Genomic DNA, 18,070 nt, shown 5'->3' with positions numbered 1-18,070 from the left:
ACAGGAGCTCCACCCATGCGAACCCATCGAGCCAGCCGGACCGCCGTGAAGGTGGGCCGCTTCATGGCGGTGCTCGCCCGCCAGCCCCGGCTCGCCCCGCTGTTGCCGAAGGGGGCCGCCGAGGCCATGGAGCGGCTCATGCTGCACACGGGCCTGCTGAAGCCCTGGATGCTCCGGCTCTACGGCGCGCGCTGGTACAGCCGCATGATGACCTCCATCGAGCAGGCGACCACCCCGGGGCAGGTGCTGAGTATCGGGTTGCGCAAGCGCTTCATGGATGACGAGACCCGCGCCGCGCTCGCGGAGGGAAAGCGGCAGGTGCTCGTCGTCGGAGCGGGGCTCGACACGTTGTGCTGGCGGCTGGCCCGCGAGTACCCGGACGTCACGTTCATCGAGCTGGACCATCCCGCCTCCCAGGCGATGAAGCGCGAGGCGCTGGAGGGCATGGGACCGCTGCCGCCGAACCTGCACCTGGTGGGCGTGGACCTGTCCCGCACGCCCCTGGAGGAGGGCCTCTCCCAGACCGGGGTGTGGCGAAAGGACGTCCCGAGCGTCGTCATCGCCGAGGCCGTGCTGATGTACCTGGAGGAGGTCCACGTCTCGGCCTTCCTCGAGGCGCTGCACCGGAGCACCGGACCCGGAAGCCGGCTGCTGTGCACCTGCTTCCGCTGGGAAACGCAGGGGCGGCCCACCATGGGTGCGGGCACGCGACACCTGATCGCGGACTCACTCCGGCTCGCGGGCGAACCGCTCCTGTGGATCGTCCGGGACGAGGAGCTCGGTCCGTTCCTCGCGCGGCACGGCTTCCGGCAGGACGCCTCACCGGAGCGCGTGGAGCTCCATCGCCGCTACCTGGTGCCCGCGGGCCTCCCCGAAGTGCCAGTGTCCTTGTTCGAGTTCCCCGTCGTGGCCGACAGGGAGTGAAGCACTCCGCACGCGCAGCGGTGGCAGGCATGCGCTCATCCCAGGGCACCACTGGACGAATCGCCTCACTCTCCCCACCCTCCCGTACCAACGAAGACATGGGAGGTTGGGGATGCGTGCGTGGCGTAGCGCGGTACTGCTCTGCTCACTGGCGATAGGTTGTGGCGGAGGGCTCCCGGAAGAAGCCATCCAGGAAGACGAGCGGCCGCAAGCCCGCTCACCGGGGGAGGAAGGGGCCGATGCACCGGAGGCCCAGTGGGGCCGGGTGGAGCTGGGGACCGCGAACCTCGTCCGGGACATCTTCCCACCGCCCGGCGACGTGCCGCCCTGGCTCACCCCGAGCCCGTCGAGCCTGGTGGAGTTCCGCGGAAGGCTCTACTTCGCCGCCAACTTCGAGGACGGCCGTGGGGCCTTGTGGAGGAGTGATGGGAGCGGCTCGAGCACCGTGCCGGTGAAGGAGTTCCCCGCGCCGCCGAGTTCCACCTCCCCGGTGCCCGTGTCGGAGCTGACGCGCGTGGACACGCGGCTCTTCTTCGTGGCGGGTGATGCGGCCCACGGCGGAGAGCTGTGGGTCAGCGATGGCTCCACCGGGGGCACGAAGCTCGTGAAGGATCTCACGCCGGGGCCGGGAGACACGCTGCCCTACAACCTCACGGCCCTGGGCAAGACGCTGCTGTTCTTCCGCTTCGTCCCCGGGACGTTGGATGCGCCCGGGCGCACCGAGCTGTGGCGGAGTGATGGCACCGAGGCCGGCACGGTGCGGGTGCGGGACATGGGGCCCGACTCGTCGCTGATCTCCTCGCAGGTGCTCGTGGGGAGCACGCTCTTCTTCGTCTTCTCGGATCCGGTGAACGGCACCGAGCTGTGGAAGACGGATGGCACCGAGGCCGGCACGGCGCTCGTCCGGGACCTGCGGCCGGGAGCCGACAGCTCGAATCCGTTCTACCTGCGCGCCGTGGGCCGGGAGGTCTTCTTCCTCACGCAGACCTCGGATGGGATGAGCGAGCTGTGGAGGACGGATGGCTCGAGCAGTGGCACGGTGCGCGTGGAGGCGTTTCCTCCGGGTCCGGACACGTACAATCCGCGGCTGCTCGGGGTGGTGGGCGGACGCTGCCTGTACCTCACGCTCACCAACCTGTCAGACCATCGGCTGTACCTGTACAGGTTCCGGGTGGACGAGGCGGGCGTGGTGTCCAAGCGGCGCATCGCGGTGCTGCCCAATCCCTTCGCCGGACAGCCCGACGCGGACCCGTACATCACGAGCTTCACCGTCGCGGGCAGCAAGCTCTTCTTCGGAGTCGCCATCTCCACCTCGGGCCCAGCGCCGAGGGACGTGCAGCTCTGGGTGACGGATGGAACGGGCGCCGGAACGAAGCTGCTGCACCGGCCGCTGAGCATGTCCGACGAGTTCGAGACGCAGCTCTACACGCTGGATGACCGCATCCTGTTCAGCGGCATCGGCGAGGGCACGGGGCTGGAGCTCTGGGTGAGTGATGGGACGCAACAGGGAACGCGGATGCTGCAGGACGTCCATGCGGGGCCTGGCTCCTCGTACCCGAGCGGCTTCACCCGCGTGGGCACCTCCGTCTTCTTCGTCGCGGAGGACGCCACGCATGGGAGCGAATTGTGGGTGCTCCCGCCGCGGAGCTCCCTGGCCTCGCAGTAGTCCCGAGCCCCTGATGTGAAGCAGGCCCGGGACCGACTCCGAGGCCCGGGCCTACGCGCGCAGCAGGCTCCGCACGCCGAGCACCGTGTATGCCGCCGACAGTCCCGCCATCACCGACTGGGAGATGACGGCGGCGGGCCGCTCGAGCTTCTCTCCACGCAGCAACGCGGGCAGCAGGCGGAGTCCTCGCGCGGCCCCCAGGAAACCGAGCAGCCCGACGAGCGCCGGGCCGCCCAGCACCCACCGTGGGGAGGACATGCGGCGTGACAGCACGCCCAGCCCGAGCGCCGCCGAGCCGAACCCCGCGGGGATGAGCGCCGTCTTGTGTTGCCTGCCCGTCGCGAGGAATCCCCCCACGCCGAGCGTCGTCAGCAGCGAGCCATACCCCAGTGTCCAGTTCTCCATGCGGCACCTCCTCGATTCCGGATCGCCCCGGCTCGCGGAATGTGCACATGGCCCGGGCCCGATGCCCGGGGGCCTCACCAGGTCATGCTCGCCTTCGCGGCGGGGGCGGCCGGCTCCGCGGCCACGGGCTGCTCCAGATCGCGGAACCCCTCCTTCTTGGCGCGGACGCGGTAGTTGCCCTTGTCCACGTTCTTGAACCGGTAGTTGCCCTGCTCGGTGGTCCGAGTCGACTGCACGACACGGCCCTGCTCGTCCACGAGCTCCATGAGCGTATTCGCCGACTGGCCCTGGCCCGCCTTGAGGGAGAGCTGTCCTTCGATCTCCCCGTAGCGCTGGCGCTGCTTCGTCTCGCTGTCGTGGAAGAAGAGGGCGCTCTCGGTCTGCAGCACCTTGCCCCCCGCGTTCTTGTACGCGAGCCGGGCCTGGTACCGCCCGCGCGGCTTCACCTTGCCGTCATTGCCCTTGCCGTCCCACGCGAGCTCCACCGCCCCCATCTCCCCCTTCTTCGTCAGGGAGAACACCCTGGCCTTCGGCTTCGCCTCGCTGCCCTCTCCCACTTCCCAGACCTCCAGCTCGATGGAGCCACCGGCGGCCGGGTCCGCGATGTTGCGGAACGTGACGAGCGTGCGCTGCGAGGCCTCGTCGAAGTTCGCGCCCACCTGGGTCATGAAGACATTACCCGCGAACACCTCGAAACGCCGGCGGCTCGTCTGCCCCTTCGCGTTGGTCGCCACCACGTCCAGCACGTGCTTGCCATCCTTCAGGCCCGCGGTGCGCCACGCATACGCGAGCTTCCCGCCACACGCCGTGTGCACCGGCAGGTCGTCCACGAGCAGCTCGAGCCGGGCGATTCCACCGGCCTGGTTGTCCGTGGCCTCCACCTGGATGTTCATCGAGTCGGTGACGTGCTGGCCATCCACGAGCCCGTTCACGGCGATGCTCGCGACGTCCACCGTGACGAGCCCGAGCACGGCCCACATGGTCTCCGCCTTCTCCGCGCCGCCCTGGTCGCTCTTGTACGTCGTCCACGCGCCCGTCTTGGCCTGGCGCTGCACCAGGTAGCGCATGGCGCGGGAGATGGGTGCATCCGAGTCCGAGTAGCCCGCGAGCTTGAGGGCATACACCGTCTGGCCCGTGGCGAACGCGTCACTCTTGCCCTTCACCAGCCCCCAGCCACCGTCCTGGTTCTGCCGCTCGAGGAGCATCCGCTGGAGCCGGAGCGAGCCGGGCTCGGCGCGGCCCACGCCCGCGGCATTCAGGCCGAGGAGCGCGAAGTTGATGTCCTGGAGGTAGACGTCGGCGCCCGAGCGCTGCCACTGGGCGGAGGTGGAGGTGAGGAACGACTCGGCCTTGCGCAGCGGCGCGAGCCACTTCGCGTCCGCGGTCCTCGCATGGGCCTGACGCCACGTCTGGGCGGCCTGGAAGGTCGTCTGCATGGTGCCGCCCGTCACCGGCCGGCGGGCGTCGTCATCCGGGATGCCGCCGTTCTTCGCCTGCAGCGAGACGAGCTCCTTGGCGTACAGCAGCAGGTCATCGGTGAACTTCGCGTCCACCCACCGGTCGTAGCGGGCCCAGGCCGAGCCCTCGAAGGCGGCGCCCGTCACCCGGCCGCCCGCCGTGACGCCGAGCTTGAGGGCCTTGACCATCGCGTCGATGTCCTTCGGGGCGACGTCGTACTGGTGGTTCCTGGCGGCCGTGAGGGCCTCGAGGGTGACGGCCTGGACGTGGCAGCCGAAGCACTGGTGCCGCGCCGTCCACTCGGCGCTGGAGCGGGAGAGATAGCCGAGCCCCTTGTGGGCGGCCTCGCGGACCTTCGGGTCCCCCCGGGACGCGGCCGACTGCTGGGGCTGGACCTGGCACTTCACGGGTGGAGCGGTGGGCGTCGGGGCATTGGGCGTCTGAGCGGACGCGGGGATGGACAGCGCCAGGCAAAGCGCGGCCAGGGCCGAGCGGGCCATGGGACCTCCAGGGGAGTGGGAATGGCCTGTGAACGAATGGCGCGGAAAATGGGTCTACATTCCCCGTGGAATCGGCCAGCACCGAGCCCCACCTCGAGACATGGTCCAACAGTCGGACCAGTTGCTCCCCATCGCCGCCGGAGCCTCTCCCCCTGACAGGACTTCCTCCTCCTGGCTTAGTCCCCCACCCGGGTGAGCGTGGCGTTCTGGAAGAAGGAGCCCGGGTACCGCCTTCCCCACGCCGTGGCCGTCGCCGAGCCCGCCATGTCGAACCGGCCACTCCCGCCCGAGAGCGAGAACGTTCCGCGCGTGAGGGTCACCGTGACGCTCAGGCCGTTGTCACCGGGGTACGTGCAGGAGGCGCCCGGCCGGAGGACGGCCCGGTCCCCCTCGATGTCCGCGAGCAGCGAGCACCGTCCCGCCGCATCGGTGAGGAGGAGCTCCGAGGCCGTGCCCTCCGAGACACGGAAGGTGTCCAGGACCTGGGCGGAGGAGTGGCCGATGTCCTGGATGCTGAAGTAGGCGGTGCCCGTCACCGCGTAGACACCATGGAGCCGCTGACCGGAGGAGCCACAGCCCAGAAGGGCGAACAGGAGGAAGGCAATCGCTCGACGCATGCGCCGCGTCTGTGCAGAAGCCCTGCCACTCCTCCGGCGAGGCCTGTTCCGAGCGACACGCACGGCGAGCCGCTCCCTCGTCCGTCCAGGAAGCGGGATGGGCATCGCGCCCACGGGCCGCACACCGTCAGCCCGGTCAGCAGGCCCAGGTGGGCGATGCCCTCGAATCGCGAGAACCGCAACAACAGGAAGCCTCCCGCAACCGCCGCCGAGGTGACGTACATCGTCCGCCCGCACTCGTAGTCGACTACGATCGATGTAGTCGCATGTGCGACTCCACTCGTAGTCGACTACGACTGAACCTCGAGTCCGCCGTCCTCAAGGCTTGCAGACGCAGCACATGGGGCACGTTACCGGCTGACTGGGCGGAAGGGTGCACGCGCCCGTCTCCGAGGTGACGGTGCAGCCCAGACCGGGGACGGTAGCGAGGATACCCGAGCTGTTCCTGCAGAGTCCGTCACAGGAGTTTCTGCAGATTCCAGGTGGACGGATCGGATCGGGTACAGTGCCATCTCCGCAAGCGGAGAACGAATGCACCGAGGGCCCTGGATCCCCCTTGTCGCCCTTGTCCCCCTTGTCGCCCTTGTCCCCCTTCGGTCCCTGCGGCCCGATCGGCGGCACTCCGACCCATTTGCCCTGACCATCGATGACCGGCAGGCCACCGACCGCGTAGCCACCCGGTGAATTGAACACGGCCGGGACCAGGTCTCCCGAGATCACGCCATTCGTGATGGTGGCGCCGTTGTGGAACAGGGCCGTGTCGAAGACGAGAGGAAAAATCGGTGCCGACAGGCCGGTTTCCACGTGGGCGCCGTTCTTGCGGTACCTCACCACGCCGCCCTCGACGGCGACGCGTAGGATGTCTCCGGACGCGTAGCTGCCGATGGGCCGGGTCACTCCACCTTCGATGGCCGAGAGAGTGCCGAAACGGCTGAGATAGAACCCATAGTCGATGTCCGCGAAGGACAGACTGCCATCATCCCGGCTGAGGCCGCCCACACGGTCGGTCGTGGTCTCGGTCACCCTGAACTCCACGAAACCGTCCCCCGAGGCAATGGCCCTGGTCGAGCTGGCTCCCGCGTTCCAGCCCTCCCCGGGAAGGTTCCTGGTCAAACTGTTCCCCGAGACGGAAACACCCGCCGTGTTCGTCCACTGCACGTTCTCGGTCGCGGCCAGGGCCGGCGCGGCCAGACACACCAACCCCAGACCCAGGGCCACCTTCGAAAGAATTCGAATTGTCATTGCACGACTCCTTGAAGACTCATCAATTCTAATTTTGGAATGAATTCACGGCTCCGCCCTGCTCGAACGCCGGTCGAAACCGGATGCTCCTGGCACCGCCGGAGGAGCGCTTCCTGAGGGCGCAGGAGAAGCGATGAGTGGGCTCCGCGCGGATGTGACGGCGGCTCGCGCCAGTTCGTGCTCCGGACGCCCCTGCAACAGGCTGGCTCATCGAGAACTCGCGCGAGCATGACCGTCACTCCGAGAGACTCTCGGTCATGGGGGCCCCAAGGGCTCGCTACACCAGAGCCTGATTACCTCCCGGTCCCTCAACGTGTCGGGCACGTATCCGAGGGAGGCCCCCTTCTCCACGGCCGTGAGACAGAGCTCCCGGTCTCGCAAGGCGAAGGGAACGTATTGCAGGGACCCACCATCGCGCGCCACGGCCAGGCGGCACAGCTCCGCGGCGCTCCTCGGGAACGAAGCACAAGGGCATGCCCCACTCGGTGATGGCCGAGCGGAGTCTCTCGACAGGAAGGGTGCCCACGTCCTGGGCCAGGGGATCAAGGGCGAGAACGAGGCTCTGGAGCCCCGCCGCCTCGAGCCGGAGGAAGAAGGGCGCGAGCACCTCCACTAGAGCCGCAGCACCCACTCCAGGTGCGGCTTGCCCGCCATGCCACCGGCGGCCCAGCTCCGCTCCGGCCCGTGCTCGCGGGCCAGGAACTCCCGGAGCAGCGCCGCCGCATGGACCCCGCGAAGGTGTTCGAGACGCGTCATCCGCCTCAGTCGAGGAAGAAGTCCTGCATCGGCTCGGTGCCGGGCTTCACCAGGTACTTGGAGAAGTCCTTCACGCCCGTCTCTCGGAGCAGGTCCTCGTCGATGAAGAAGTTGCCGGTGCTCGAGCGGCTGTCACGGGTGAGGATGACGTGGGCCGCGTCGGCCATGATCTCCGGAGTACGGCTGGCCTCCATCATGTCCTGGCCGCCGATCATGTTGATGGCCGCGGTGGCGATGACGGTGCGCGGCCAGAGCGCGTTGAAGGCCACGCCCTTGTCCCGGAACTCCTCCGCCATGCCGAGCACGCACATGCTCATGCCGTACTTGGCCATGGTGTAGGCCACGTGGTTCTCGAACCACTTGGGCTTCATGTTGAGCGGCGGCGACAGGGTGAGGACGTGCGGGTTCTTCGCCTTGAGCAGCTCGGGCAGACAGGCCTGGGTGGTGGCGTAGGTGCCACGCACGTTGACGCCGAACATCAGGTCGAACTTCTTCATCGGCGTCTCCAGCGTGCCCGTCAGGCTGATGGCGCTGGCGTTGTTCACGAGGATGTCGATGCCGCCAAAGCGCTCCACCGTCTGCTTCACCGCGGCGTGGAGTTGATCCTCGAAACGGATGTCCACCATCAGGGGCAGTGCCTTGCCACCGGCCTTCTCGATCTCCTCGGCGGCCGAATAGATGGTGCCAGGCAGCTTCGGGTGGGGCTCGGCCGTCTTGGCGGCGATGACGACGTTGGCGCCGTCCTGGGCCGCGCGCTTCGCGATGGCCAGGCCGATACCGCGGCTCGCGCCGGTGATGAACAGGGTCTTCCCCTTCAGCGTGCTCACAGAGGATCCTTTCTCCCGCCCGGAGGAGCGGGACATCCAGCCCCTTGCGTACTTCGTCCCGGCGGAGAGCGCCAGCGGCTCGGACGGTGTGCGACGCGAGGGCGGTTTGACGGAAGCGCCTTCGTGGCTACGTTGAGGTCCGATGTCCAGTCCTCTGCACCACATGGCTCGCTGGCTGAGGCTGGCGCTGGCGTGCCTCGCGCTCGTCGGGGCCAGTGCGTCGGCGCACACGCCCCCGGCCGCCACGGCCGTGGTGGCCGTCCTGCTCGAGCGGAGCGAGTCCGAGAGGCCCCATGTCGTCGCCCGGGCTCCCGTGCATCGTGGGCAGGAGGGCTCGGAGGGTGTGCGGCGCATCTCGCGTCCGCTCTCCATCGGAGGCATCCGCGAGGCCCGTGCGCCAGGGCCACCGCGCCGCCTCTTCCTCACGCATCGCGCGCTCCTCCACTGAGCCGCTCCGGGGTCCCGTTCCTGGAGTGTCTCTTCGATGGAGGAGTCCGTCATGACCTTGCTTCCCAAGGCCGTGCGCACCTTCGTGCGCGCCAGCCTGCGCCTTGCCTTTCGTGTGCTCCGCTTCCTGTTCATCCTGGGCCTGGTGGCCCTGCCCTCGCCCCTGACGGCCTGGATCGTCGTCATCCTGGAGCCCCTGCGCCGCAACCTGCCGGCCGAGGTACTCCGGAAGGAGGAGGAACCCCCGCCCCCCTAGACCCTCACCCCAGCCCTCTCCCAGGGGGAGAGGGAGTGGGCGGGCGATTCCTGAGGCCGCCTGCCCCTTCGTGGCCATATATGTAGACGCATGCTCCACGTGATTCCCCTCGGAGGACTCGGCGAGATTGGCCTCAACGCGATGGTCATCGCCTGCCGTGGGGAGATGCTCCTCATCGACTGCGGGCTGATGTTCCCCCCCATGGGCACCCTGGGCGTGGACATCATCCTCCCGGACTTCACCTACCTCCGGCGGAACGCCTCCCTGCTCAAGGGCATCCTCCTCACCCATGGTCACGAGGACCACGTCGGCGCCCTGCCCTTCCTGCTCAACGAGGTGCCCGTCCCCGTCTACGGCACCCGCTTCACGCTCGGGATGGTGCGCCACCGGCTCCGCGAGCTGGGCGTGGAGGCGGACCTGCGGGAGATAGAGCCCCGCAACCCCTTCCCCGTGGGCGCCCACTTCAAGGTCGAGGCCACCCGCGTCACCCACACCGTGCCCGACGCCGTGGGCTACGTCGTCCACACCCCCGAGGGCCCCCTCATCCACACCGGCGACTTCAAGCTGGACCCGGACCCCATCGACGGCCTGCGCACCGACCTGGAGCGCTGGGGCGAGCTCGGTGACCAGGGCGTGCTCTGCCTCCTGTCCGACTCCACCAACTCCGAGCGCACCCACGAGACGGGCAGCGAGCGCGAGGTGGAGCAGACCTTCGAGCGGCTCTTCCGCGACGTGTCCGGCCGCATCGTGGTGAGCATGTTCGCCTCCAACCTGCACCGCATCCACCACGTGCTGGACCTGGCGCGGACGCTGGAGCGCAAGGTGGTGACGATGGGGCGCAGCATGATGCGCAACATCGAGATGGCCCGGGAGCTCGGCTTCCTCCCCTCCGTCACCGACGGGCTCTTCGTCCCGCTCGAGGACGCGGCCAGACTCCCCCCGGAGCGCCTGTTGGTGCTCGCCACCGGCTCCCAGGCCGAGCCCCGCGCCGGCCTCTCCCAGCTCGCCGCCGGGGACGGCCCCCTTCGCCTGGGCCCGGGGGACCTCGTCGTCCTCAGTGCCCGCGCCATCCCCGGCAACGAGCGCGCCGTGTCCGGCCTCATCGACCAGCTCCTCTGGCGCGGCGCCCGCGTCGTCTACCCGGACCTGGAGCCGGGCATTCACGTGTCCGGCCACGCCAGCCAACCCCAGCAGCGGCGGGTGCTGGACCTGGTGCGCCCCAAGAACTTCGTCCCCATCCACGGCGAGCTGCACCACCTCCACCGACACCTGGCCACCGCCAAGGAATCCGGGCTCTCCCCCGACCAGCTCCTGCTGGCCCACGATGGGGATCTGCTCGTCTTCGAGGAGGGCCGGGGCCGCTTCTCGGGCAGCGTCCAGACCGGCCGCATCTACCAGGACCGGTTCGGCCAGGGTGTGGTGACCCCCGACATCCTCCAGGAGCGCACCCGCATCGCCGAGACGGGCATCATCGTGGCGGCCCTGGTAATCGAACGGGCCAGCCTGTCCGTCCTGGCGGGCCCCCAGCTGTCCGGACAGGGGCTCAACCTGGACGAGCAGGTCCTGCTGCCCCGGGTGGCCGAGGACGCCCGGGCCTTCTTCCTGGAGATGTCCCAGCAACTCCGGGGGGATGACGCCCGGGTGCGGGAGGAGCTGGCCAAGGCGGTGCGCCGGGCCTTCAAGCTGTATACATCCAAGCGGCCCGTCGTGGTGCCGATGGTCATCAAGGTGTGATAAGGGCGCGAACCGACATGCCTTCCTTCGACGTCGTCTCCAAAATCGACATTGCCGAGCTGGACAACGCGGTCAACCAGGCCAAGAAGGAGATCTCCACCCGTTACGACTTCCAAGGCGTCAACGGGGACATCGTGCTCGCGCCGGATAGAACCTCCATCACGGTGAAGGCCAACAGCGAGGACAAGGTCCAGGCCGCCAAGGAAGTCCTGCTCTCCAAGCTGGCCAAGCGCGGCATCTCGCTGCTGGCGCTGGAGTACGAGCCCATCGAGAAGACGGGCCTGTCCAACGTGAAGCAGCTCATCAAGCTGCAGCAGGGCATTCCGGTGGAGAAGTCCAAGGAGCTGGTGAAGCTGCTCAAGGACTCCAAGATGAAGGTGCAGGGCTCCATCCAGGCGGATCAGCTCCGGGTGACGGGCAAGAACAAGGACGACCTGCAGGCCGCCATCGCCCTCTTCCGGAAGGAAGCGGACAAGCTGAAGCTCGACATGCAGTTCACCAACTTCCGGGACTAGCCGTGCGCTCACTCGTCGTTTCCGCCCTCCTCTGGGCGCTCGTGCCAGGGGCCACCTTCGCCCAGGAGAAGGAGCAGGCCCCCGCGAAGCCCCGCACGGTGAAGTCCGTGCCCTCGCTGGCGCGCGCGCCGAAGCTCGACGGCAACCTCAAGGACTTCCCCGCCACGCTCACCGTGAAGCCGCCGGCCTCCGTGGACGCGAGCGCCTCGTTCACCGCTCGCGCCGGGTGGCGCAAGGACACCCTCTTCGTGGGGGTGGAGGCCACGGACGATCAGCTCCAGGCCAAGGATCTGCTCACCCTCACCGTCTTCTTCCCGGACGCCGGCACCACCGCCAGCGGCCACATCTTCCGCTTCGCCTTCGACGGCAAGCGGGCCTCGCCGCCGGAGAGCGGTACCTCCCGGTACGCCCAGGAGCTGGTGGAAGTGGGCGTGAAGCGCAAGGACAACACCCTGGCGCTCGAGGTGGCCATCCCCGCCCGGGCCCTGCCGCGCTTCCCCGCCGAGGGGCCGCTCACCTTCGATCTGTGCCTCACCTACGAGGACGTGGACGCGGAGGGCTCCACCCCCCCGGCCGTCTCCAACTGCAAGGGTGGCGCCATGGAGGGCGAGGCCCTCCGGCTGCCGGACGACTTCCGCAAGGGCCTCAAGCTGAAGCCGCCCCAGGACGTCATCGGGCTCGAGGGCCAGCCGGACGGCTGGCTGGGCTACGGCATCCTCCACTACCCGAACTGGGTGGAGGCGGACGAGCCCCTCACGCCCGAGCTGCTGGAGGTGCTGGTGGCTCCCAAGACGGTGGACGCGGCGTCGGCGGGGGTGAACGTCCCCAAGACGCTCCTGCTGCCGAATGGAAAGACCCTGCTGGTGGTGTTGTCGGGCGAGAGCCCCTACACCGCCAATGGCACGTGTGACGCGGACAAGGAATTGCGCCTGGGCCTCTACATGGTGAAGGGGAAGACGGCGCAACGGGTGCTCGAGTGGCCGGCCGCTACCTGTGCACTGGGACGAGCCACCTCGGTGGTGCTCGATGAAGAGGGCGCGTTGAGCATCCGTTACTCGAACGGCCCGACCATCAACTTTGCTTGGAGTGGCGACCACTTCGAGCGGACCGAACTCGGAAAGCGGTAAGGTACAGCTGTGCAGAATCCCCCAGAGACCAAGAGCCTCTACATGATGACCCTCGGCTGCCCGAAGAACCGGGTGGACTCCGAGGTGATGCTCGGCACCCTCAAGCAGCGGGGTTACTCGCTGGTACAGGACCCCGCCGCGGCCCAGGTCATCGTCGTCAATACCTGTGCCTTCATCGGGCCCGCCAAGCAGGAGTCGGTGGACTCCATCCTGGAGATGGCCGAGTACAAGAAGTCGGGGGAGTGCAGCACCCTCGTCGTCACCGGTTGCCTCTCGCAGCGCTACGGCGCCGAGCTCTCCAAGGAGATGCCCGAGGTGGACCACTTCCTCGGCACGAGCGCCTACGCCCAGATTGGCGATCTGCTCGCCGCCGAGGCCAGCCCGCGCCAGGTGATTCCGGATCCGGACTACATCCACGACGCGCAGACGCCGCGCGAGAACTCGATGCCGTCCTACACGGCATACCTGAAGATCTCCGAGGGCTGCGACAACGCGTGCGCCTTCTGCATCATCCCCACGCTGCGCGGTGGCCAGCGCTCGCGCCCCATCGCGGACGTCGTCGCCGAGGCCCAGCGCCTGTCCGAGCAGGGCGTGCAGGAGCTGAACCTCGTGGCGCAGGATCTGACGGCCTACGGGCATGACCTGCCCGGCAAGCCCAAGCTGCATGACCTGCTGCGCGAGCTGGTGAAGGTGGACGTGAAGTGGATCCGCCTGCACTACGCCTACCCGCGCGTCTTCACCGACGAGCTCATCGAGCTGATGGCGACGGAGAAGAAGATCGCCCGGTACCTGGACATGCCGCTGCAGCACGCGAGCGACAAGCTGCTGCTGTCGATGAAGCGCGGCCGGGACAGCAAGTTCCTCAAGGAGCTGCTGACGAAGCTGCGCGCCCGGGTGCCGGGGCTGGTGATGCGCACCTCGATGATCGTCGGCCTGCCCGGCGAGACCGAGGAGGACTTCGAGCTGCTCAAGGAGTTCGTGAAGGAGCAGCGCTTCGAGCGGCTCGGCGTGTTCCAGTACTCGGACGAGGAAGGCACGGCGGCGTACGAGTACGAGAACAAGGTGCCGAAGCAGACCATCGAGCGCCGGTGGCGCGAGGTGATGGCCATCCAGAAGCGCATCAACCGCGAGCAGAACAAGAAGCTCGTGGGGCAGCGCATCGAGGTCCTGGTGGAGGGCCCGAGCGAGGAGTCCGAGCACCTGCTGGTGGGCCGCCACGAGGGCCAGGCGCCGGAGATCGACGGACTGGTCTACATCAACGACGGTCTGGCCTACCCGGGCGAGTTCGTCACCGTGGAGGTGACGGAGGCGCACGACTACGACCTGATCGCCAAGGTGGTCGAGCGCCCCAACCCGAAGGATCGCGTGCACAAGCCGCGCGAGGCCTTCCCCATGCCCGTGGTGACGTCGCAGCGCTGACGTCCCCCAGGACAGGCTAGACAAGCCCAACGGGCTATCGGCAAGGCGGTCCTCCTCCAGGGGGCCGCCTTTTTTGATGTGTGTGCCAGGGAGAGACAGAACAAGGTATGATGAGGGTCCGCTGGAGGGGGGAAGCTCCGTGCCACACGCAAACATCGAGAACGAGACGCCCTTCGCTTTCGAGCAGGTGTACGTTGCCGACGAGCATGGGCGCCCGCTCCTCACGTTGGTGGTGAAGGCTACCTACGACATTCATGGAGAGGAGTTGCGACTTGCCCCGAAGCAGGTTCCGGTCAACCTGGGTGGTGAGTCCTGGGGCGAGCCGGGCGAGTCCAGCTACAAATATGAGCCGGAGTGCGCCTTCACCAAGCTCACGACGGATGTAGCCCTCATTGGGCATGCGTACCCTCTCCAGAAGAGCGCCACCGAGGTATGGGTGGCCCTACAGGTGGGTCCGCTGAAGAAGATGGTGCGAGTGGTGGGGGAGCGGACCTGGTTCAAGAGCATGGGCAAGGTCTCCATGACGAAGCCGCTGCCCTTCGAGCGAATGCCCCTGACCTGGGAGCGCGCCTTCGGCGGCTGGGACCGGACGGATACACAAAAGCCTGCATTCGAGCCGCGTAACCCCGTGGGCGTGGGTTTCCGGGCCAGCCCTCGCCACTTTGAAGAGGGTTTGAAACTGCCCAATCTTGAGGACCCGGAAGCGCCCCTGCGCGAGTTCGGCCAGCGGGTGACGCCCGTGGGTTTTGGCTTCACCTCCCCGCACTGGCAGCCACGTGCAGCCTACGCGGGCACCTATGACGAAGCCTGGAACAAGACGCGCAAGCCACTGCTGCCCAGGGACTTCGACCAGCGCTTCTTCAACGCCGCGGCACCAGGTCTCATCGCTCCCAGCCATCTCAAGGGCGGTGAACCCGTCATCATCGCGAACGCATCACCCAAGGGCCGCCTCGCCTTTTCTCTCCCGCGCCAGACACCTCCTGCCGTGACAATCCGGATGGGTGGCAGCATCACGCCGCAACTGCACCTCGATACCGTCATCCTCGACACGGATGCCCATCAGGTCCTGCTGCTGTGGCGAGGATTCGTCCTTTTGGACAGGGGTCCGCACGACGTCCGGGGCATCTCCATGCGGCTCGTATAGAATCCATTCAAATACTCGGGGGATCGGCCATGGCGAACACCGTCGGCGTCAACAAGCTCTCCGTCGTGACAAAGGACAGCAACGGCATCACCACGGCCTTCCCGGACGTCTGCAAGACGCCCAGTCCAGGCGGCCCCATCCCCATCCCCTACCCCAACATCGCGAAGTCCTCGGACACCGCGAAAGCCAGCGAGACGGTGACGGTGGAGGGCAAGCCGCTCTGCCTGAAGGACTCCAACTTCAGCACCAGCACCGGAGACGAGGCTGGCACCGCAGGGGGTGGTGTGGCCTCGAGCAAGACCAAGGGCAAGGCCGAGTTCGTCAACTTCTCCTTCGACGTGAAGGTGGAAGGCAAGAACGTCGCCCGTGCCCTCGACTTGATGTTGCACAACGACAAGAACACCCCGCCCTTCCCCTTGATCCAGCCTCCCGTGGTGGGGAGCGGCGAGAAGGAGGAGAAGAACAAGTGCCCCTGCTGTAGGAAACCGCGTTAGCGCCACTGCCTCGGTACTCCGAGATGTATCCACACACCACACCAGATTGGGAACTCTACGAGGCTCACCTCGACGAGGCGGAGTTTCTCGAAATCCAGTGGGAGCGCGCGCTCAGCGCTCCGGACCGGCGCTGGCCCGACGTGGCCTCCCGCGAAGCACGCTTCCTCGCCCACGTGGACGCGCTCGCGCTGGGTGGGAGAGCCGTGGCCCAACGCCTGCTGAGACCTGCCCTGGAGTCGGAAGAAGCGTCACGCGTGACGTCCGCCGCGCTGGCCCTCCTCGTAGACGGTGGCGAGGCCGCTCGTGATGCCGTGCTGAGCGCGTTCCTGGAAGGGTCTCCCGAGCCACGCCCCGCTCTGCGGCGTGCCCTGGAACTGTGCGAGCGTGACGACCTCCTGCCCCGGCTCATGGTGCCTCTGCACTCGACAGGGGCCGAGCCGGACGTCCTGGCTGCGGTGCTCGAAGTGCTCGCCGCCCGGGGACAAGGCCCGGGGGTCCCCCTTGAAGGGTTCCTGTCCCACCCGGAGCCACGAGTCGTGGCAGCCGCCTGCCGTGTCCTACCACACCCGGCGGGTGTCCCGCCCACCCAGCCCGTGCTCCAGCGACTGATGGCGGCCCTGGACTCTCCCGTGCCCGCCGTGCGTGACGCGGCCCTGGTGGCGGGAATGATTCAGGGCCTGCGCGCCGCATGGCTCCGGTGCCGACAGGTGGTGGGCTCACGAGATACGCCAGACCGCCTCCCCTTGATGCTCCTGGCCATGGGAGGAGACGAGAGGGAGCTGGAGCTGCTCTTCAAGCGACTCGAGGAGCCCAGGCTCCGAACGGACGTGGCCTGGGCCCTGGGCCATTCCGGGCGGGTGGCCGCGATCGAGCGCTGCCTGGAACTGCTCGACGATGCGGACGCTGGCGTGGTCCGTCTGGCCACGGAGTCCCTCGCCACCATGACCGGATTCCCCCTGGAAGGGGGCCACGTGGAGCAGGAGGAGACCTCCCACGAGGAGGCGGAGACGCCGGACGCAACCGTGGAGCAGGAGGTGGAGAAGACGCTGCCAAGAGCGACTCCTGCCGCCGCGCGCACGTGGTGGACGAAGGAGCGGGAGCGTTTCGTCTCGGGGACCCGCTACCTGGGCGGAGTGCCTTTCAGCATCAAGGCCCTGGTACGAGCCTTCGGAACAATGCCGGCACGGCGCTGGTCCGCACTGACACTGGAGTTGGCCATCCGTAGCCGAGGCCGAGGCATCGTCACGCCTCGCGCCCTCAGCGCCCAGCGCCAGCAACAGCTCACCCGGCTCACGGGATTCGCGCCACGTGGTGAGCAGACCTTCTCCGCTTTTCTTGACCTGTGAGCGCCCCACCCCGCCCTGATCCCCAAATGACCCGCCCGCCTCCGACCCCAGCCCAGGACACCTCCGCCCCGCCTGTCATCCACCGACAGCTGCGAGCGCTCGTCGAGACGATGGGGATGGGCTCCGCGCTGGGGCCACACATCCAGGCTTGCGCGGCATTCCGGGCGGGCCTGGACCGCATGCGGGGCGCGAGGGACTTCCACTACTTCGCGGGAGAGGAGAACGAGAAGCTCGAGCTGAGAGTGGCCGCGCTGCCAGTGGCCACCTTCGGCTTTTCGGGTGTGGGGCGGCTGGTGGCCATCGCCTGCGAGACGTTCCAGGACTTGCGTGAGCGACTGGCTCCGGCGGCCATCACGCGTGAGACCCCCCTCTTCCTCGCTCTGCCGGACCCGCTGGACCTGGGCATTCCCGTCTCACCCGAGCTGGAGCGGAACGAGGAGCGGCGCCTGGAGTCGCTATGCCGGCGGGTGCTCTCCCTCACCTTCGAGAACCTGGGCTGGACCTGGCCGGGGGGTGCATGGAAAGCCATGCCCGGCGGGCATACGGCATTCGCCAGGGCACTCCAGGCCGCTGGGGCGTACCTGGCCGGCCGGCCCGGGGGCAGTTGCGTGGTGGCGGCAGTGGACAGCCTGTTGGACCCCCAGCTCCTCGAGCCGATGCTGCTGCAGCGGCGCTTGAAGACCGAGGACAACCCCGTGGGAATCATCCCTGGCGAGGCGGGTGTGGCGCTCCTCCTGCGCGCCGCGGATCGTCTACCGGTGGCCGACCTGCGCTCCCGGGCGCTCATCCGGGGCGTGAGCCTGACAGCGCCCCCGGATGAGGAGCTGCCTCCAGACGGCCGTGCCCTGGCCGCCTGCGTGCGCGCACTCCTTCCCGCCCAGGAGCTCGAGACCGAGCCCTTCTGGGTGAGCGATCATACCGGAGAGGAAGAGCGCGCCCTGGAGTGGGGAAACCTCCAGGTGCTGCTCAAGGGGGAACCCCCTCATTGGGGGACATTCGACGCCTGGTTCCCCGTCATGGGTTTTGGCGACACGGGAGCCGTCTCGGGAGGAGTGGGGCTGTGCCTGGCGGCGCGAGCCCTGGAGCGCGGCTACGCACCAGCGCGCTCGATCCTTGTCCTGTCGGCAGCCGAGGACGGCGGGCGCTCCGCCATCCTGTTGACCTCGAGCGTGTGAAGAAAAGGAGCAACGGGC

At 68.1% G+C, this 18,070-nt stretch carries 19 protein-coding genes; 12 read left to right on the top strand and 7 right to left on the bottom strand.

Annotation, left to right across the window (positions count from 1 at the left end; all coding sequences use genetic code 11):
- Nucleotides 1-15: 15 nt before the first annotated feature.
- Nucleotides 16-924, top strand: a complete 909-nt coding sequence (locus Q664_RS51990) for a class I SAM-dependent methyltransferase (protein WP_052518028.1) — start codon at nucleotides 16-18, stop codon at nucleotides 922-924.
- A gap of 112 nt (nucleotides 925-1,036) precedes the next feature.
- Nucleotides 1,037-2,590: an ELWxxDGT repeat protein gene (locus Q664_RS12900; protein WP_043394151.1), complete on the top strand. Its 1,554-nt coding sequence runs from the start codon at nucleotides 1,037-1,039 to the stop codon at nucleotides 2,588-2,590.
- Nucleotides 2,591-2,641: 51 nt separating this feature from the next.
- Here the strand turns inward: Q664_RS12900 and Q664_RS12895 are convergent, their stop codons facing one another.
- The 7 genes from Q664_RS12895 to Q664_RS12875 all read right to left on the bottom strand — a co-directional run bounded on the left by Q664_RS12895 (nucleotide 2,642) and on the right by Q664_RS12875 (nucleotide 8,395).
- Nucleotides 2,642-2,995 carry a hypothetical protein gene (locus Q664_RS12895; RefSeq protein ID WP_043394149.1) on the bottom strand — a complete coding sequence of 118 codons (354 nt, stop codon included), beginning with the start codon at nucleotides 2,993-2,995 and terminating at the stop codon, nucleotides 2,642-2,644.
- A 74-nt stretch (nucleotides 2,996-3,069) separates the two neighbouring features.
- On the bottom strand, nucleotides 3,070-4,953 hold the full coding sequence (locus Q664_RS12890) for a carboxypeptidase regulatory-like domain-containing protein (RefSeq protein ID WP_043394147.1): 1,884 nt from the start codon (nucleotides 4,951-4,953) through the stop codon (nucleotides 3,070-3,072).
- 176 nt (nucleotides 4,954-5,129) lie between these two features.
- The gene (locus tag Q664_RS12885; protein WP_043394145.1) at nucleotides 5,130-5,570 is read right to left on the bottom strand and encodes a hypothetical protein; all 441 of its coding nucleotides are present in this window, start codon (nucleotides 5,568-5,570) and stop codon (nucleotides 5,130-5,132) included.
- A 318-nt stretch (nucleotides 5,571-5,888) separates the two neighbouring features.
- The gene (locus Q664_RS12880; protein ID WP_152622066.1) at nucleotides 5,889-6,812 is read right to left on the bottom strand and encodes a hypothetical protein; all 924 of its coding nucleotides are present in this window, start codon (nucleotides 6,810-6,812) and stop codon (nucleotides 5,889-5,891) included.
- A 255-nt stretch (nucleotides 6,813-7,067) separates the two neighbouring features.
- Nucleotides 7,068-7,358, bottom strand: coding sequence for a DUF4116 domain-containing protein (locus Q664_RS62915; RefSeq protein ID WP_369406330.1), 291 nt, complete (start codon nucleotides 7,356-7,358; stop codon nucleotides 7,068-7,070).
- A gap of 66 nt (nucleotides 7,359-7,424) precedes the next feature.
- Entirely contained in the window at nucleotides 7,425-7,568 is a 144-nt protein-coding gene (locus tag Q664_RS58995; protein WP_160174396.1) for a hypothetical protein, read from the bottom strand.
- A 5-nt stretch (nucleotides 7,569-7,573) separates the two neighbouring features.
- Complete coding sequence (locus tag Q664_RS12875; RefSeq protein ID WP_043394141.1) at nucleotides 7,574-8,395, bottom strand: SDR family oxidoreductase; 822 nt, start codon at nucleotides 8,393-8,395, stop codon at nucleotides 7,574-7,576.
- Nucleotides 8,396-8,537: 142 nt separating this feature from the next.
- Here Q664_RS12875 and Q664_RS12870 point away from each other — a divergent pair, with 142 nt between their 5' ends.
- The 10 genes from Q664_RS12870 to Q664_RS12825 all read left to right on the top strand — a co-directional run bounded on the left by Q664_RS12870 (nucleotide 8,538) and on the right by Q664_RS12825 (nucleotide 18,052).
- Nucleotides 8,538-8,843, top strand: a complete 306-nt coding sequence (locus tag Q664_RS12870) for a hypothetical protein (protein WP_043394139.1) — start codon at nucleotides 8,538-8,540, stop codon at nucleotides 8,841-8,843.
- 51 nt (nucleotides 8,844-8,894) lie between these two features.
- Complete coding sequence (locus tag Q664_RS12865) at nucleotides 8,895-9,098, top strand: hypothetical protein (RefSeq protein ID WP_152622065.1); 204 nt, start codon at nucleotides 8,895-8,897, stop codon at nucleotides 9,096-9,098.
- 90 nt (nucleotides 9,099-9,188) lie between these two features.
- On the top strand, nucleotides 9,189-10,832 hold the full coding sequence (locus Q664_RS12860; protein ID WP_043394133.1) for a ribonuclease J: 1,644 nt from the start codon (nucleotides 9,189-9,191) through the stop codon (nucleotides 10,830-10,832).
- A gap of 17 nt (nucleotides 10,833-10,849) precedes the next feature.
- Nucleotides 10,850-11,347 carry a YajQ family cyclic di-GMP-binding protein gene (locus tag Q664_RS12855; RefSeq protein WP_043394131.1) on the top strand — a complete coding sequence of 166 codons (498 nt, stop codon included), beginning with the start codon at nucleotides 10,850-10,852 and terminating at the stop codon, nucleotides 11,345-11,347.
- Between the two features lie 2 nt (nucleotides 11,348-11,349).
- Nucleotides 11,350-12,474 carry a DOMON domain-containing protein gene (locus tag Q664_RS12850; RefSeq protein WP_043394129.1) on the top strand — a complete coding sequence of 375 codons (1,125 nt, stop codon included), beginning with the start codon at nucleotides 11,350-11,352 and terminating at the stop codon, nucleotides 12,472-12,474.
- Between the two features lie 45 nt (nucleotides 12,475-12,519).
- Nucleotides 12,520-13,893, top strand: a complete 1,374-nt coding sequence (gene rimO, locus Q664_RS12845) for a 30S ribosomal protein S12 methylthiotransferase RimO (protein WP_235216681.1) — start codon at nucleotides 12,520-12,522, stop codon at nucleotides 13,891-13,893.
- 139 nt (nucleotides 13,894-14,032) lie between these two features.
- Complete coding sequence (locus tag Q664_RS12840) at nucleotides 14,033-15,037, top strand: DUF2169 family type VI secretion system accessory protein (RefSeq protein ID WP_043394127.1); 1,005 nt, start codon at nucleotides 14,033-14,035, stop codon at nucleotides 15,035-15,037.
- A 29-nt stretch (nucleotides 15,038-15,066) separates the two neighbouring features.
- Nucleotides 15,067-15,531 (top strand): DUF4150 domain-containing protein, encoded by a 465-nt coding sequence (locus Q664_RS12835; protein WP_043394125.1) that lies wholly within the window; start codon nucleotides 15,067-15,069, stop codon nucleotides 15,529-15,531.
- A 23-nt stretch (nucleotides 15,532-15,554) separates the two neighbouring features.
- A complete protein-coding gene (locus tag Q664_RS12830) occupies nucleotides 15,555-16,877 on the top strand; it encodes a TIGR02270 family protein (protein WP_052518025.1) in 1,323 nt (440 codons plus the stop codon).
- Nucleotides 16,878-16,903: 26 nt separating this feature from the next.
- Entirely contained in the window at nucleotides 16,904-18,052 is a 1,149-nt protein-coding gene (locus Q664_RS12825) for a hypothetical protein (RefSeq protein ID WP_152622064.1), read from the top strand.
- The last annotated feature ends 18 nt before the right edge of the window (nucleotides 18,053-18,070 follow it).

It is taken from the genome of Archangium violaceum Cb vi76, assembly GCF_000733295.1.
Taxonomy (GTDB): Bacteria; Myxococcota; Myxococcia; order Myxococcales; family Myxococcaceae; genus Archangium; species Archangium violaceum.
Note: the sequence above shows the minus strand (reverse complement) of the source record. Positions and strands in the feature narration are given on the sequence as shown.

What these genes read in the sequence shown, in the direction of transcription:
- rimO (WP_235216681.1), top strand. Translation starts at nt 12,520, where the DNA reads ATGACCCTCGGCTGCCCGAAGAACCGGGTGGACTCCGAGGTGATGCTC.
- Q664_RS12865 (WP_152622065.1), top strand. Translation starts at nt 8,895, where the DNA reads ATGACCTTGCTTCCCAAGGCCGTGCGCACCTTCGTGCGCGCCAGCCTG.
- Q664_RS12885 (WP_043394145.1), bottom strand. Translation starts at nt 5,570, where the DNA reads ATGCGTCGAGCGATTGCCTTCCTCCTGTTCGCCCTTCTGGGCTGTGGC.
- Q664_RS12870 (WP_043394139.1), top strand. Translation starts at nt 8,538, where the DNA reads ATGTCCAGTCCTCTGCACCACATGGCTCGCTGGCTGAGGCTGGCGCTG.
- Q664_RS12830 (WP_052518025.1), top strand. Translation starts at nt 15,555, where the DNA reads ATGTATCCACACACCACACCAGATTGGGAACTCTACGAGGCTCACCTC.
- Q664_RS51990 (WP_052518028.1), top strand. Translation starts at nt 16, where the DNA reads ATGCGAACCCATCGAGCCAGCCGGACCGCCGTGAAGGTGGGCCGCTTC.
- Q664_RS12895 (WP_043394149.1), bottom strand. Translation starts at nt 2,995, where the DNA reads ATGGAGAACTGGACACTGGGGTATGGCTCGCTGCTGACGACGCTCGGC.
- Q664_RS12835 (WP_043394125.1), top strand. Translation starts at nt 15,067, where the DNA reads ATGGCGAACACCGTCGGCGTCAACAAGCTCTCCGTCGTGACAAAGGAC.
- Q664_RS58995 (WP_160174396.1), bottom strand. Translation starts at nt 7,568, where the DNA reads ATGACGCGTCTCGAACACCTTCGCGGGGTCCATGCGGCGGCGCTGCTC.
- Q664_RS12890 (WP_043394147.1), bottom strand. Translation starts at nt 4,953, where the DNA reads ATGGCCCGCTCGGCCCTGGCCGCGCTTTGCCTGGCGCTGTCCATCCCC.
- Q664_RS12900 (WP_043394151.1), top strand. Translation starts at nt 1,037, where the DNA reads ATGCGTGCGTGGCGTAGCGCGGTACTGCTCTGCTCACTGGCGATAGGT.
- Q664_RS12880 (WP_152622066.1), bottom strand. Translation starts at nt 6,812, where the DNA reads ATGACAATTCGAATTCTTTCGAAGGTGGCCCTGGGTCTGGGGTTGGTG.
- Q664_RS12860 (WP_043394133.1), top strand. Translation starts at nt 9,189, where the DNA reads ATGCTCCACGTGATTCCCCTCGGAGGACTCGGCGAGATTGGCCTCAAC.
- Q664_RS12855 (WP_043394131.1), top strand. Translation starts at nt 10,850, where the DNA reads ATGCCTTCCTTCGACGTCGTCTCCAAAATCGACATTGCCGAGCTGGAC.
- Q664_RS12825 (WP_152622064.1), top strand. Translation starts at nt 16,904, where the DNA reads ATGACCCGCCCGCCTCCGACCCCAGCCCAGGACACCTCCGCCCCGCCT.